This is a genomic window from Streptomyces sp. NPDC000345 (genome assembly GCF_042898825.1).
GTDB lineage: Bacteria > Actinomycetota > Actinomycetes > Streptomycetales > Streptomycetaceae > Streptomyces.
In genome coordinates this window covers 902,306-914,503 of sequence record NZ_JBIAZE010000001.1, presented here as the reverse complement: position 1 = coordinate 914,503, position 12,198 = coordinate 902,306, and the positions used below count along the sequence as shown (strand labels likewise).

The 12,198-nt window shown below is 72.7% G+C and carries 11 protein-coding genes; 6 read left to right on the top strand and 5 right to left on the bottom strand.

Annotated features, from left to right (window positions below; genetic code table 11):
- The first annotated feature begins 49 nt into the window (after window positions 1-49).
- Entirely contained in the window at window positions 50-1,384 is a 1,335-nt protein-coding gene (locus tag ACFY30_RS04220; protein ID WP_390843586.1) for an acetyl-CoA C-acetyltransferase, read from the top strand.
- Between the two features lie 270 nt (window positions 1,385-1,654).
- Window positions 1,655-3,568 carry an AMP-dependent synthetase/ligase gene (locus tag ACFY30_RS04215; protein WP_390843585.1) on the top strand — a complete coding sequence of 638 codons (1,914 nt, stop codon included), beginning with the start codon at window positions 1,655-1,657 and terminating at the stop codon, window positions 3,566-3,568.
- 57 nt (window positions 3,569-3,625) lie between these two features.
- Here the strand turns inward: ACFY30_RS04215 and ACFY30_RS04210 are convergent, their stop codons facing one another.
- Entirely contained in the window at window positions 3,626-5,308 is a 1,683-nt protein-coding gene (locus ACFY30_RS04210; RefSeq protein WP_390843584.1) for a PE-PGRS family protein, read from the bottom strand.
- A 259-nt stretch (window positions 5,309-5,567) separates the two neighbouring features.
- Between ACFY30_RS04210 and ACFY30_RS04205 the strand changes: the two genes are divergently transcribed.
- A complete protein-coding gene (locus ACFY30_RS04205; protein ID WP_390843583.1) occupies window positions 5,568-6,059 on the top strand; it encodes a peptidylprolyl isomerase in 492 nt (163 codons plus the stop codon).
- 155 nt (window positions 6,060-6,214) lie between these two features.
- Here ACFY30_RS04205 and ACFY30_RS04200 read toward each other — a convergent pair whose 3' ends face one another.
- From ACFY30_RS04200 to ACFY30_RS04190, 3 genes are read right to left on the bottom strand one after another with little or no spacing between them, the layout of a single operon-like run.
- Window positions 6,215-6,859 (bottom strand): class I SAM-dependent methyltransferase, encoded by a 645-nt coding sequence (locus tag ACFY30_RS04200; protein ID WP_390843582.1) that lies wholly within the window; start codon window positions 6,857-6,859, stop codon window positions 6,215-6,217.
- A 42-nt stretch (window positions 6,860-6,901) separates the two neighbouring features.
- Window positions 6,902-7,216, bottom strand: a complete 315-nt coding sequence (locus tag ACFY30_RS04195; RefSeq protein ID WP_390658012.1) for an AzlD domain-containing protein — start codon at window positions 7,214-7,216, stop codon at window positions 6,902-6,904.
- Window positions 7,213-7,920 carry an AzlC family ABC transporter permease gene (locus ACFY30_RS04190; protein ID WP_390843581.1) on the bottom strand — a complete coding sequence of 236 codons (708 nt, stop codon included), beginning with the start codon at window positions 7,918-7,920 and terminating at the stop codon, window positions 7,213-7,215. The genes ACFY30_RS04195 and ACFY30_RS04190 overlap by 4 nt, the downstream gene beginning before the upstream one ends.
- 68 nt (window positions 7,921-7,988) lie before the next feature.
- Here ACFY30_RS04190 and ACFY30_RS04185 point away from each other — a divergent pair, with 68 nt between their 5' ends.
- Window positions 7,989-8,561 (top strand): helix-turn-helix domain-containing protein, encoded by a 573-nt coding sequence (locus tag ACFY30_RS04185; RefSeq protein WP_390843580.1) that lies wholly within the window; start codon window positions 7,989-7,991, stop codon window positions 8,559-8,561.
- 132 nt (window positions 8,562-8,693) lie between these two features.
- On the opposite strand, the gene ACFY30_RS04180 is transcribed toward ACFY30_RS04185, so the two are convergent.
- Window positions 8,694-8,897, bottom strand: coding sequence for a cold-shock protein (locus ACFY30_RS04180; RefSeq protein ID WP_004984723.1), 204 nt, complete (start codon window positions 8,895-8,897; stop codon window positions 8,694-8,696).
- A 285-nt stretch (window positions 8,898-9,182) separates the two neighbouring features.
- Between ACFY30_RS04180 and ACFY30_RS04175 the strand changes: the two genes are divergently transcribed.
- Both ACFY30_RS04175 and ACFY30_RS04170 read left to right on the top strand, forming a co-directional pair.
- Window positions 9,183-10,031 carry a menaquinone biosynthetic enzyme MqnA/MqnD family protein gene (locus tag ACFY30_RS04175; protein WP_390843579.1) on the top strand — a complete coding sequence of 283 codons (849 nt, stop codon included), beginning with the start codon at window positions 9,183-9,185 and terminating at the stop codon, window positions 10,029-10,031.
- 485 nt (window positions 10,032-10,516) lie between these two features.
- Window positions 10,517-12,193: a serine/threonine-protein kinase gene (locus ACFY30_RS04170; RefSeq protein WP_390843578.1), complete on the top strand. Its 1,677-nt coding sequence runs from the start codon at window positions 10,517-10,519 to the stop codon at window positions 12,191-12,193.
- Window positions 12,194-12,198: the final 5 nt, after the last annotated feature.

Genomic DNA, 12,198 nt, shown 5'->3' with positions numbered 1-12,198 from the left:
GTAAGGTTACCGGGGGTAAGTCTAGGTCAAGGGTGAGGAGCAGGTCGAGATGAGTACCTCGGAGCCGTCGAAGGTGACCTACCTGAGAGGCGCGCGCAAGCCCGCCCTGGAACCCCCGCGCACCCGTCGCGTCGCGGTCGTCGGCGGCAGCCGGGTCCCCTTCGCCCGCTCCGACGGCCCGTACGCCACCGCCTCCAACCAGGACATGCTGACCGCGGCGGTGAACGGGCTCGCGACGCGCTACGGGCTCGACGTGCCCGGAGTCGTCGGCGAGGTGGTCGCGGGCGCCGTCCTCAAGCACAGCCGCGACTTCAACCTCACCCGCGAGACCGTCCTCGGCTCGAAACTCGACCCGCGGACCCCCGCCTACGACATCCAGCAGGCCTGCGGAACCGGGCTCCAGGCGATCATCGCCGCCGCCAACAAGATCGCCCTCGGCCAGACCGAGTCGGCGATCGCCGGCGGCGCCGACACCGCGAGCGACGCCCCGCTCGGCGTCAACGACCGGCTGCGCCGCATCCTGCTGGAGGCCCGCCGCGCCAAGTCGGCCGGCGCCCGCCTCATGGCCCTCGCACAGATCCGCCCCGGCCATCTCCTCCCCGACATCCCGCGCAACGCCGAGCCGCGCACCGGCCTGTCCATGGGCGAGCACGCGGCGGTCACCGCCCGCGCCTGGGGCATCGAGCGCGAGGCCCAGGACGAGCTGGCGGCGACCAGCCACCAGCGGCTGGCGGCCGCGTACGAGCGGGGCTTCTTCACGGACCTGGTCGTCCCCTTCCGCGACCTCGCCCGCGACCAGAACCTGCGACCGGACTCCACGGTGGAGAAACTGGCCGCGCTGAAGCCGGTGTTCGGCACCGACGGCCCCGACCCCACCATGACGGCGGGCAATTCGACGCCCCTGACGGACGGCGCCGCGGTCGTCCTCCTGGCCTCCGAGGAGTGGGCCGAGACCCGGGGCCTGGAACCGCTGGCGTACCTGACCGCGTACGAGACGGCCGCCGTCGACTTCGTCCACGGCGATGTCGCGGGCGGCGAGGACGGGCTGCTGATGGCCCCCGCGTACGCCGTCCCGCGCATGCTGGAGCGCACCGGTCTCGGCATCGAGGACTTCGACCTGGTGGAGGTCCACGAGGCGTTCGCCTCCCAGGTGCTGGCCACGCTGGCGGCCTGGGAGAAGCAGGGGCTGGCGCCGGTCGACCGGGACAGGCTGAACGTGGCCGGGTCGTCCCTGGCGACCGGGCACCCGTTCGCCGCCACCGGCGCGCGGATCGTCGCCACGCTGGCGAAACTGCTCGCCGAACGCGGCGGATCCGGACGGGGTCTGATCTCGATCTGCGCGGCGGGCGGCCAGGGGGTGACGGCCGTGCTGGAACGGGTCTGACGACAGCACCGGAACGTGCGTGAGGGGGGCCGGATCCCCCTGCGACCAGGGGAAACTGAGCGGCCCTCACATCATCCACGAGGTTGCACAGCCCCGACCCCGGATCATCCCCGAACACGCACAAGCCCCCCACGCCAACGCCGTACGATCCCCTACCTAACCGGTGGTAACCCCTTTCTTCAGGGCCATCCCGGTGAACGCCTCCACCGTCGAGGCACGTACGTCATGCAGCAAGCAGTTCTTTCGCGCTGCACGCCCAGGGAGCCGCCCGTGTCCACGCCCCACCCCACCTCCGCCGACTTCGACGACGCTCCCCCCACCCTGGTGGAACCGGAGACCCGGCGGCTGGACGGCGTCGTACGGGAGGCGTCCGTACCCGCGTTCGCCCAGCCGGTCACCCACGGCTCGCTCGCCGACCTGCCCTACGACAACGCCTCCGCCGCCCCCCGGGCGGTGGCCCTCAGCCGCAAGGAACCGGACGGCACCTGGACGGACATCACGGCGGAACGCTTCGCCGCCCAGGTGCACGCCGTGGCCAAGGGGCTGATCGCGGAGGGGCTGATGCCGGGCGACCGGATCGCCATCATGGCCCGCACGACGTACGAGTGGACGCTGCTGGACTTCGCCGCCTGGGCGGCCGGCCTGGTCACCGTCCCGGTCTACCCCACCTCCTCCGTCTTCCAGACCCGCTGGATCCTCCAGGACTCCGGCGCCGTCGCCCTCGTCACCGAGTCGGTGGCGCAGGCCGCCGCCCTCGGCCCCGAACTGGACCGGCTGCCCGACCTGCGGCACCTGTGGGTGATGGAGAAGAGCCATGTGGAACGGCTCGCGGAGGCGGGCGGGCATGTGCCCGACGGGGAAGTGGCCGTCCGCCGCGGGGTGCTGGGGCCCGACACCCTCGCCACCCTCATCTACACCTCCGGCACCACCGGCCGCCCCAAGGGCTGTGCGCTCACCCACGGCAACTTCTTCGCCGAGGTCGACAACGCGATCGAACTCCTCTACCCCGTCTTCAAGTCGAAGGACGAGGAGCTCTCCGTCCTCCTCTTCCTCCCCATGTCCCACGTCTTCGGCCGGATGGTGGCCATCGCCTGCCTCCGGGCCAGGGTCCGGCTCGGGCACGCGCCCAGCCTGAAGGCCGAGGACCTGCTCCCGGACCTGGCCGCCTTCAGACCCACCTGTCTGCTGGCCATCCCCTACATGCTGGAGAAGATCTTCAACACGGCCCGCGCGAAGGCCGAGGCAGGCGGCCGCCTGTCGACCTTCGACCGGGCCGTGTCCGTGGCCCGCCGCTACGGCGAGGGCATCGAGGCACAGAAGACCGGCACCGGCTCCGGCCCCGGCGCCACCCTCCGCGCCGCCCGCACCTTCTACGACCCGCTGGTCTACCGCCGGCTCCGCAACGCGATGGGCGGCCGCGTCCGCCACGCCATCTGCGGCGGCTCCCCGCTGGGCCGCCGCCTGTCCGCCTTCTACCTCGGCGCGGGCATCGAGATCTACGAGGGTTACGGCCTGACCGAGACCACGGGAGCCTCCACGGTGACGCCCCCGCTCAAACCCCGCCTGGGCACGGTGGGCTGGCCGCTCCCCGGCACGAAGATCCGCATAGCCGCCGACGGCGAGATCCTGATCGCCGGCGGTCATGTGCTGCGCGGCTACTGGGACCCGGCGGCGGGCGGAGTCGTCCCCGCCGCCCCCGACGGCTGGCTGCCGACCGGCGACATCGGCGAACTCGACGACGAGGGCTACCTCACGATCACCGGCCGCAAGAAGGAACTGATCATCACGGCGGGCGGCAAGAGCGTCGCCCCCGCGCCCCTGGAGAACTGGCTGCGTTCCCACCCCCTGATCTCCCAGGCGATGGTCCTCGGCGACGGCCGCCCCTACGTCTCCGCCCTCCTCACCCTCGACCCCGACGGCCTCACCCACTGGCGCACCATGAACGGCAAACACCCCGTCCCGGCGGAGCTGCTGATCGGCGACGAGGAGCTGAACGCCGTACTCCAGCGCGCGGTCGACGAAGCCAACAAACTGGTGTCGAGACCGGAGTCCATCCGCCGCTTCGCCGTCCTGCCGTCCGACTTCACCGAGACGGAAGGCCACCTGACACCGTCGATGAAACTCCGCAGAGAGGCCATCCTGCGCGACTTCGCGGACCAGGTGGAGGGGCTCTACCCCCGATAGCCCGCTCACAGGGAGGGGCTCGGCCGCGACGACGACCAGATCCCACCACAGGACCGCTCACCGGGCCCGTGGACCGACCAACTCCCCGTACAGCTTGCGCTTTTCCTCTGTGTCCTTCGCCGATTCCAGTCTGGCCAGCCAGTCGCGTCGGATCTGTTCGAGGAAGGTGTGCCAGTTCTCGCCGCCCGTCTTTCCCAGGTCCACCAGGCGCTGGTTGGCCTTCATGCTGCCGGTGCCGATCTTGTCCTGCTTGTGGCCGTGCAGGACGGACTCGGGGTTGGCGGTCGCCTCCGTGGAGCGGATGCCGTGGTGGTAGCCGACGGGGCTGGCGGCGTGGGGGGCGATCGTCTCGATGCCGACCAGGAGGGAGCCGTCCTTGTCCGCCGTCGGTGCGGCGAAGACCAGGAGCATGTGGCCGTAGGAGCCGTTGGGGAGGACCACGTCGCCGTTCCAGTCCCTCGTCCCGAAGCCGCCGCCCGCGAGGTTGGCCGCCAGCATCAGCGGGGTCGCCACGCCGGGGAGGAACGTCGAGGCCATGTTCGTCAGGGACGCCCCGACGCCGCCCTTCTCCTCGAAACGGCCGGGCTCGCCGTCCCTGTTCCTGCCGATGGAGGAGCGGTGGGTGGCGAAACCCCGGTGCACCGCCTGTTCGTGGGGGACGCCGTTCCGGGTCGCGCCGAGGAAGTCGAGCAGCTGGTGCGGGCTCTCCCCGTCGCGCAGGGCCGGTACGCGGATGTTGACGCGGCCGCCGTGCGCCAGCGCCCGGACGACATCGCCCTCCCGGTAGTCGACGTGGCCGTCCTTCCGGGCGTACTGCAGACCGTGCCGCAGCACCAGCAGGACGTTGGTGAGGATGGTCCGCGCGAAGGCGTCCTTCGCCTTCATGTCCTCCGTCGCGTGGCCGGCGGCCGACTCGTGCCGCTGGTCGTCGCGCACACCCTCCGGGAACAGCGTGTCGACGGCCGTCTCCCGGATCTGCTCGTCCCGTTCGGCCTCCAGCGCCTGCCGTTCGGGATGGTCGGGCGGCAGCCCCTGGGCCCGCATGAACCGGCCCAGGGTGTACGCCGGATTGTTCGGGACCGGGTCGCCCCGGCCCGGCCGCTGCGTCCGGAAGGCGATCGTCGCGGCGAGGACGCGCCGCCCCGGGCTGAGCCGCAGCCAGTCGGAGTAGTCGGCGCGCTCCTGCGAGCCCTTCGTGCCCGCGGCGATCCGCTCGCCCTCCGCCCTGGTGCCGATGCCCACACTGTTCAGCCAGGCCGGACGCCGCTCCGACAGGATCTCGATGTCCCGGAGTTCCTCCGGCCGGAAGATCTCCCCGAGGACCAGCCGCCGCTCCAGCACCCACCGCAACCGGTGCTGGTCCGGCAGCCAGTCCTCGGGCCACTTCTTGTGCGGCTCCCAGAAGTTGAACTTCCGCTTCTTCTGGATCGCGTGCTCTTCCAGGGACGCCGACAGCCGGACGATCACCGCGTCGGGATCGGTGGACACCCGCAGGGCCGCCTCGTCGGCGGGAGGCGCGCCCGCGCCCGCCGGAGCGCCCGCCTCCGTCTCCTCCCGCAGCATCCGCTGGACCGCCGCCGTCACGGCCCGGTTCCCGGCCGCGCGCTGGAGCGCCAGCAGGCCGGCGGGACCGTCCCCGTTCCTTCCGGCTCCCGAGGTGCCGCGCGCCGCCGGCACGGTACGCGCCGGAACCCCCGGCCGCCTCTGCTCGCCGTCGCCGTGCTGCCGCTGTGCGTGCATCCCCCGAGGCTGTCCGCCACCCCGCCCCGCCTGAAGGGCCGCCGGGACACCCCCCGGGGCAGAGCCATTGCCCCGGCGTTCACCCGCCGTTCTCGCGACGACCGGCCCGCACGCCCTCCTTCGCGACCGCTTCACCGGCGTCCCCCGCACACCCGCGGTGCCGGGCGGGGGCCCGGCGCGGGGCTGCTCACGCCCCCCTGCGCGCGTACCGGCCGTGCCGATTACCGGAACCCGGCCCAAGCGAGGAATCATGGGGCCCATGAGCGAGAACGTTTACTTCGACATCACCATCAACGACGAGCCCGCGGGGCGCATCGTCTTCAAGCTGTACGACGACGTCGTGCCCAAGACCGCCCGCAACTTCCGTGAGCTGGCCACCGGCCAGCACGGCTTCGGCTACAAGGGCTCGTCCTTCCACCGCGTCATCCCGGACTTCATGCTCCAGGGCGGCGACTTCACCCGGGGCGACGGCACCGGCGGCAAGAGCATCTACGGCGAGAAGTTCGAGGACGAGAACTTCCAGCTCAAGCACACCAAGCCGGGTCTGCTCAGCATGGCCAACGCCGGCCGGAACACCAACGGTTCCCAGTTCTTCATCACCACCATCGTGACCTCCTGGCTGGACGGCAAGCACGTGGTGTTCGGCGAGGTCGTCGAGGGCATGGACGTCGTCAAGACGATCGAGGGCCTCGGCAGCCAGTCCGGCCGCACCTCGGCCAAGGTCACCATCGCGGACAGCGGCACCGTCTGAGACGGCTGAGCCGTCCGGACGGCACCGCGGCGGGCGGACGCCCCCTCCCGGGCCCCGCCCGCCGCGCAGCCGCCCCGCCGCGGCGACACCGCTCGTGATCACCGGATGCAGCGCATGCGGCGCATCCGGCAGCGGTCAGCAGCCGTCAGCAGCGGTCAGCGTTTCCGCATGATCAGGAACGCGTGCGGGGTCGACTCGCCGAGGCCGGGTTCCGCCTCCCGCACGGTGCGGGACAGCGGGGTGAAGCCGGCCACCGTCAGCAGTTCGGTCATCCGCTCCGGGCGGCGGCGTTCGAAGTCGAGGGTGACCGGGTGGCCCCAGGGGCGGTCGTAGTGGCGGGGCTCGTCGCCGACCTGGAAGCCCAGGAGGAGAGGGCCGCCGGGGGCCAGCACGCGGTGGAACTCCGCGAAGAGCGCCGGCAGCTCGTCCACGGGGGTGTGGATGGAGGAGTACCAGGAGACGACCCCCGACAGACCGCCGTCGGGAAAGCCGAGCTCCAGCATCGAGCCCTGTTCGAAGCGGATCCCCGGGTTCTCCCGCCGCGCGATCGCAAGGAACGACTCCGACAGGTCGAGGCCGGACATCTCCAGCCCGAGCGAGGCGAGGAATCCCGTCGTCCGGCCGGGCCCGCACCCGAGGTCGGCCACCCGGCCTCCCGCGCCGACCAGCTCGGCGTACGCGGTGAGGACGGCCCGCTCCAGCGGCCTCGCCGCGAGCTCGTCGCGGTAGCGCTCGGCGTAGTCCTCGGCGATGGCGTCGTAGAAGGTGCGGGTGGCGGTGAGGAAGTCGGAGGTGGTCATGGGCCGGGACCCTAACCACCCCCACTGACAGCGGCGGCGTTTCTACGCCACGCCCACCGCCCGCAGCACCCCCGCCGTCGCCGCCGCCCCCAGCACCACCACCGCGAAGGGCGCCCGCCTCCACGCCAGTACCGCTCCCACCAGCACCCCGGCCGGACGCGCCCACCCGGCGAAGCCCCCGCCCTCGGTCAGCGCGCCGGTGGCCAGCAGGGAGACGAGCAGGACGACCGCTCCGGCCGAGAGCAGTTCCTGGACACGGGCGGGTAGTTCCACCCGTCCGTGCAGCGCCGGGCCGACCAGCCGGAAGGCGTACGTGCCCACCGCCAGCGTCAGGATCAGCACGACCGTCGCACTCATCGGGCGGCCTCCGTACGGCCGTACAGCAGGAGCCCGGCGAGGGCGAGCAGGACCGGTACCCCGGCCGGCGCGAACGGGGTGGCCGCCAGGGCGAGGAGCGTGCCGAGGGCCGCGGGACGGCGCAGCCGCACGTCCTTGCGGAGGGCGGGAAGGACCAGGGCGGCGAGTACGGCGGGGAAGGCGGCGTCGAGGCCGTACGCGGCCGGGTCGCCGAGGGCGGTTCCGGCGAGCGCGCCGGTGACCACGCCCGCGTTCCACACGGCGAACAGACCGAGGCCGAAGACCCAGAAGGCGGTACGACGCCGTGCCGGGTCCGGCTGGGCGAGGGCGAAGGCGACCGTTTCGTCGGTCACCAGATGGGCGCCCAGCAGCCGGGCCGCGCGACCGGGGCCGAGGAGGCCGGCGACCGCGAGGCTGAATGCGGCCGTACGGGTGTTGAGGAGCAGGCCGGTGGCCGCCGCGGCGAGCGGTCCGCCGCCGGCCAGCAGCACGCCGACGGCGCTGAACTGGGCCGAGCCCGCGTAGACCGTCAGGGACATCACCACCGGTACCCAGACGGGCAGTCCGCCGGCCACGGAGATCGCGCCGAAGGAGACGCCGATCACCCCGCTCGCCACCCAGACGAGTGAGCTGTCGCGGACAAGTGGCCCAACGCTGCCGGTCGGGGCGGGCGCCGGACGGGGTGTTCGGTGAGGCGAACGCATGTTCTCTACAATGAACACAACGGCCCTTGTTCGTCAAGACGAACGAACGTACCGATGGAGCGAACGACATGTCCGACGCCGTGCCCCCGCCCCCCCGTCTGCCCCTGGACTGGATCGCCGCCTCCCTGCGGCGTGAGCGCACCCGCGCCGGGCTGTCCCTCTCCGAGCTGGCCAAACGCGCCGGCATCGCGAAGTCCACGCTCTCCCAGCTGGAGGCGGCGAGCGGCAATCCGAGCATGGAGACGATCTGGGCGCTGGGCGTGGCCCTGGGGGTGCCGTTCAGCGCGCTGGTCGAGCCGCCGGTGCCCGCCGTGCGGGTGATCCGGGCGGGGGAGGGGCCCACCGTCGCCTCGGAGCAGGCGCCGTACGTGGCGACGCTGCTGTCGGCCAGTCCGCCGGGCGCCCGCCGGGACATCTACCACCTGCGGGCCGAGCCGGGCGCCGCCCGGGTGTCGGAGCCGCACATCCCGGGCACGGTCGAGCATCTGATCGTGAGCACGGGGAGGGTGAAGGCGGGGCCCGTGGGGGAGCCGGTCGAGCTGGAGCCGGGGGACTACCTGACCTACCGGGGCGATGTGCCGCACGCGTACGAGGCGCTGGTGGCCGGGACGAGCTTCGTGCTGGTGATGCAGCACGTCTGAGACGACGGCGATTCACGGAGAATTCACCGGGAAAGCGGGGGCCGGGTCCGGGGAAAGGCAGGAGCCCCGTGCCGGGAAGGCACGGGGCTCCTTGGGTACTGCTTTCAGACTGCGATCACAGGGGGGAGATCGTCACACGGGGGTGACGTTCTCCGCCTGCGGACCCTTCGGGCCCTGCGTCACATCGAAGGAGACCTGCTGGTTCTCCTCGAGGGAACGGAAACCCGTGGCGTTGATCGCGGAGTAGTGGACGAAGACGTCGGGGCCGCCGCCTTCCTGGGCGATGAAGCCAAAGCCCTTTTCGGCGTTGAACCACTTCACGGTTCCGGTAGCCATAAGCCCTCCTTGGGCCCAAAGGGTTGCCCTGCTCCAGAACCTGCAAGTGTGAAAGCAGTGCCGCACAATGCATACGTCTGAAAATGTCAAGAGCCCGCGGTTACATGCTCCGCAGGCTCTGTACTGCAAGGGAAACCAAACTGCAACTTGCGGCGAGCCTAGCACGCGGGCAGCCGAAAGCAATAGAGGTCAAGATCACGTCACCCGGATGTTTGAACATCCGGTGAAGGGGTTGACCCGGGGGTCGGAGTTCGAAGCGTACTCCACCGGGTCTAGTCTCGCGATGTGGACAATTCTCGCACCCGGCCGCGCGTCGGCCACATCCAGTTCCTGAACTGCCTGCCCCTGTACTGGGGGCTCGCGAGAACGGGCACGCTCCTCGACTTCGAGCTCACCAAGGACACCCCGGAGAAGCTCAGCGAGCAGCTGGTGCGGGGAGACCTCGACATCGGACCCGTCACCCTGGTCGAGTTCCTCAGGAACGCCGACGACCTGGTGGCCTTCCCCGACATCGCGGTCGGCTGCGACGGCCCGGTCATGTCCTGCGTGATCGTCTCGAAGGTCCCGCTGGAGGAGCTGGACGGCGCCCGCGTCGCCCTCGGGTCCACCTCGCGCACCTCCGTACGCCTGGCCCAGCTGCTGCTGGCGGACCGTTTCGGCGTCCGGCCCGACTACTACACCTGCCCGCCCGACCTCAGCCTGATGATGCAGGAGGCGGAGGCGGCCGTGCTCATCGGCGACGCGGCGCTGCGGGCCAACCTGCTCGACGGACCGCGCTTCGGGCTCCAGGTGCACGACCTGGGCGCGCTCTGGAAGGAGTGGACCGGGCTGCCGTTCGTCTTCGCGGTCTGGGCGGCCCGCCGGGACTACCTGGAACGGCAGCCGGTCATCACCCGCGAGGTCCACCGGGCATTCCTCGCCTCCCGCAACCTCTCCCTGGAGGAGGTCGGCAAGGTCGCCGAGCAGGCGGCCCGCTGGGAGGCCTTCGACGAGCGGGTCCTGGAGCGGTACTTCACCACCCTCGACTTCCGCTTCGGGGCACCTCAGCTCAGCGCGGTCGCGGAGTTCGCCCGCCGGGTCGGCCCGACGACCGGCTTCCCGGCCGACGTCCGGGTGGAGCTCCTCCAGCCCTGAGCACCCGCCGTCCCGGCCGAGCCGCCATCCGGCCCACCCGCCCGGGTCTCCCCGGGGGCCCGCCGTGCAAGCTGCGCCCGCCGCGTGACGTCCGGCACGCACGCCGGGAGCACGCTCCCCCATGCTCGGCTCCGCTCGCGCGGGAAGGGTCCACGGCGCGGCGCGGTCGCCCCCCGGCCCGCCCGGGCCATCTCGGGGCCCGCCGTGCAAGCTGCGCCCGCCGCGTGACGTCCGGCACGCACGCCGGGAGCACGCTCCCCCATGCTCGGCTCCGCTCGCGCGGGAAAGGCCCACGGCGCGGCGCGGTCGCCCCGCGGGCGACGACGTCCCTTGCGCAACAGGCCCTGGACGTCCTCGTGTCCGCTCCGTCCACCCCGGCGGCGCCCGTTCGCCGGGATCGGTGCCAGCATTGCCTCGCGGGTCGTCGAGTGCGGCGACGCATCGCTCGTACGATCCCGTGCGGACGCGGGGGAGAGGGGAACGTCATGCAGCCGCTCGGAGCCGACGAACCCGGTGCCGTCGGGCCCTACCGGCTGCTCGGCCGGCTCGGCGCCGGCGGGATGGGCCGGGTCTATCTGGGCCGCAGTGCCGGAGGACGCACGGTCGCCGTGAAGATCGTGCACCCGCACCTCGCGCTCGACGAGGAGTTCCGCGCCCGCTTCCGGCGCGAGGTCGAGGCCGCGCGCCGGGTCGGCGGGGCGTGGACCGCGCCGGTGCTGGACGCCGACTGCGAGGCCACGGTGCCCTGGGTGGCGACGGCGTACGCGGCCGGCCCGTCGCTCGCCGCGGCCGTCGCCTCCGCCGAGGGGCCGCTGCCCGAGCACACCGTGCGGGTGCTGGGGGCGGGGCTCGCGGAGGCGCTGGCGGCCGTGCACGAACTGGGCCTGGTGCACCGGGACGTGAAGCCCTCCAACGTGCTGCTCACGGTCGACGGCCCGCTGCTCATCGACTTCGGCATCGCCCGCGCCACGGACGGCACGGCGTCGCTCACCTCGACCGGTGTCTCCGTCGGCTCGCCCGGCTACATGGCCCCCGAGCAGATCCTCGGCAAGGGTGTGTCCGGCGCGGCCGACGTCTTCTCCCTCGGCGCGGTGCTGGCCTACGCGGCGACCGGACAGCCGCCCTTCCCCGGCGACTCGTCGGCCGCGCTGCTCTACAAGGTCGTGCACGAGGAGCCGGCCCTCGGCGCGTTGGGCACGGGAGAGCTGCGCGAGGTCGTCGAGGCCTGCCTGGCCAAGGACCCGTCGGCCCGGCCGGCCCCCGGCGAGGTGGCCCGGCGGCTCGCTCCGGAAGGGGCGGCGCGGCTGGTGGCGGCCGGCTGGCTGCCGGGCGCGCTGGTGGAACAGGTGGGGCGCAGCGCCGTACACCTGCTGAACCTGGAGGCGGCCGGGGCCGGGGCGGAGGCCGTCGCGTCCGGGCCCGTCGGGTTCAGCAGCGCGTCGGTGGGGACGGCGGAGCCGTCGGCCGTGGGGCAGTTCGGGCCGCCGCCGGTGATGGACGCGAGCCCGGCGGCCCTGGCGGGCGTGCCCGCGCCGCGGGACGCCGTGCCGGATGCCACGGGCGCCGGACGGCCCGGGAAGATGGCCGTCACCGTGTCGGCCGCCGCCACGCCGGGGGAGGGCGGCCGCGGGCGGCGGCTGAGCTGCACCGTCGCGCTGGCGGTCGCGGGCGCGCTGGCCGCGGTGACGGTCGGTTCGGTCTTCGTGTTCGACCTCCTGCCGGGCGGCGGCGAGAACTCCGACACCGCGAGCGGCGCCCGCCCCCCGACGCCGACGGCCGCGTCGAGCGCCGTCGACGGCGAGGCGCCCACCGCGCTCCCGGCGCGCTACGTCGGCACCTGGGAGGGCGAGGGCAGCGGGCTCGGCGGCACCCTCCCCATGGGCACCTTCCGGGTGACCCTCGAACAGGCCGGCGTGGGCGAGGCGCTGGGCGAACTGCGGCAGACCGATGTGCTCGGCGGGGTCTGCGTCGATGTGCTGACGCTGAAGAAGGTGACGGAGAACGAGGTCGTCGCCGACTCGAAGGGCGCGCCCGGCAACCACGCCGGCTGCAACCCGCAGCCCCACACGATCCGGTTCACCCCGACCGGCGACGATCTGACGTACACCTCGGACAGCAGCGCGGAGGGCAACCCGACGGCGCGCCTGTCCAAGGTGCGGTAGGCGGG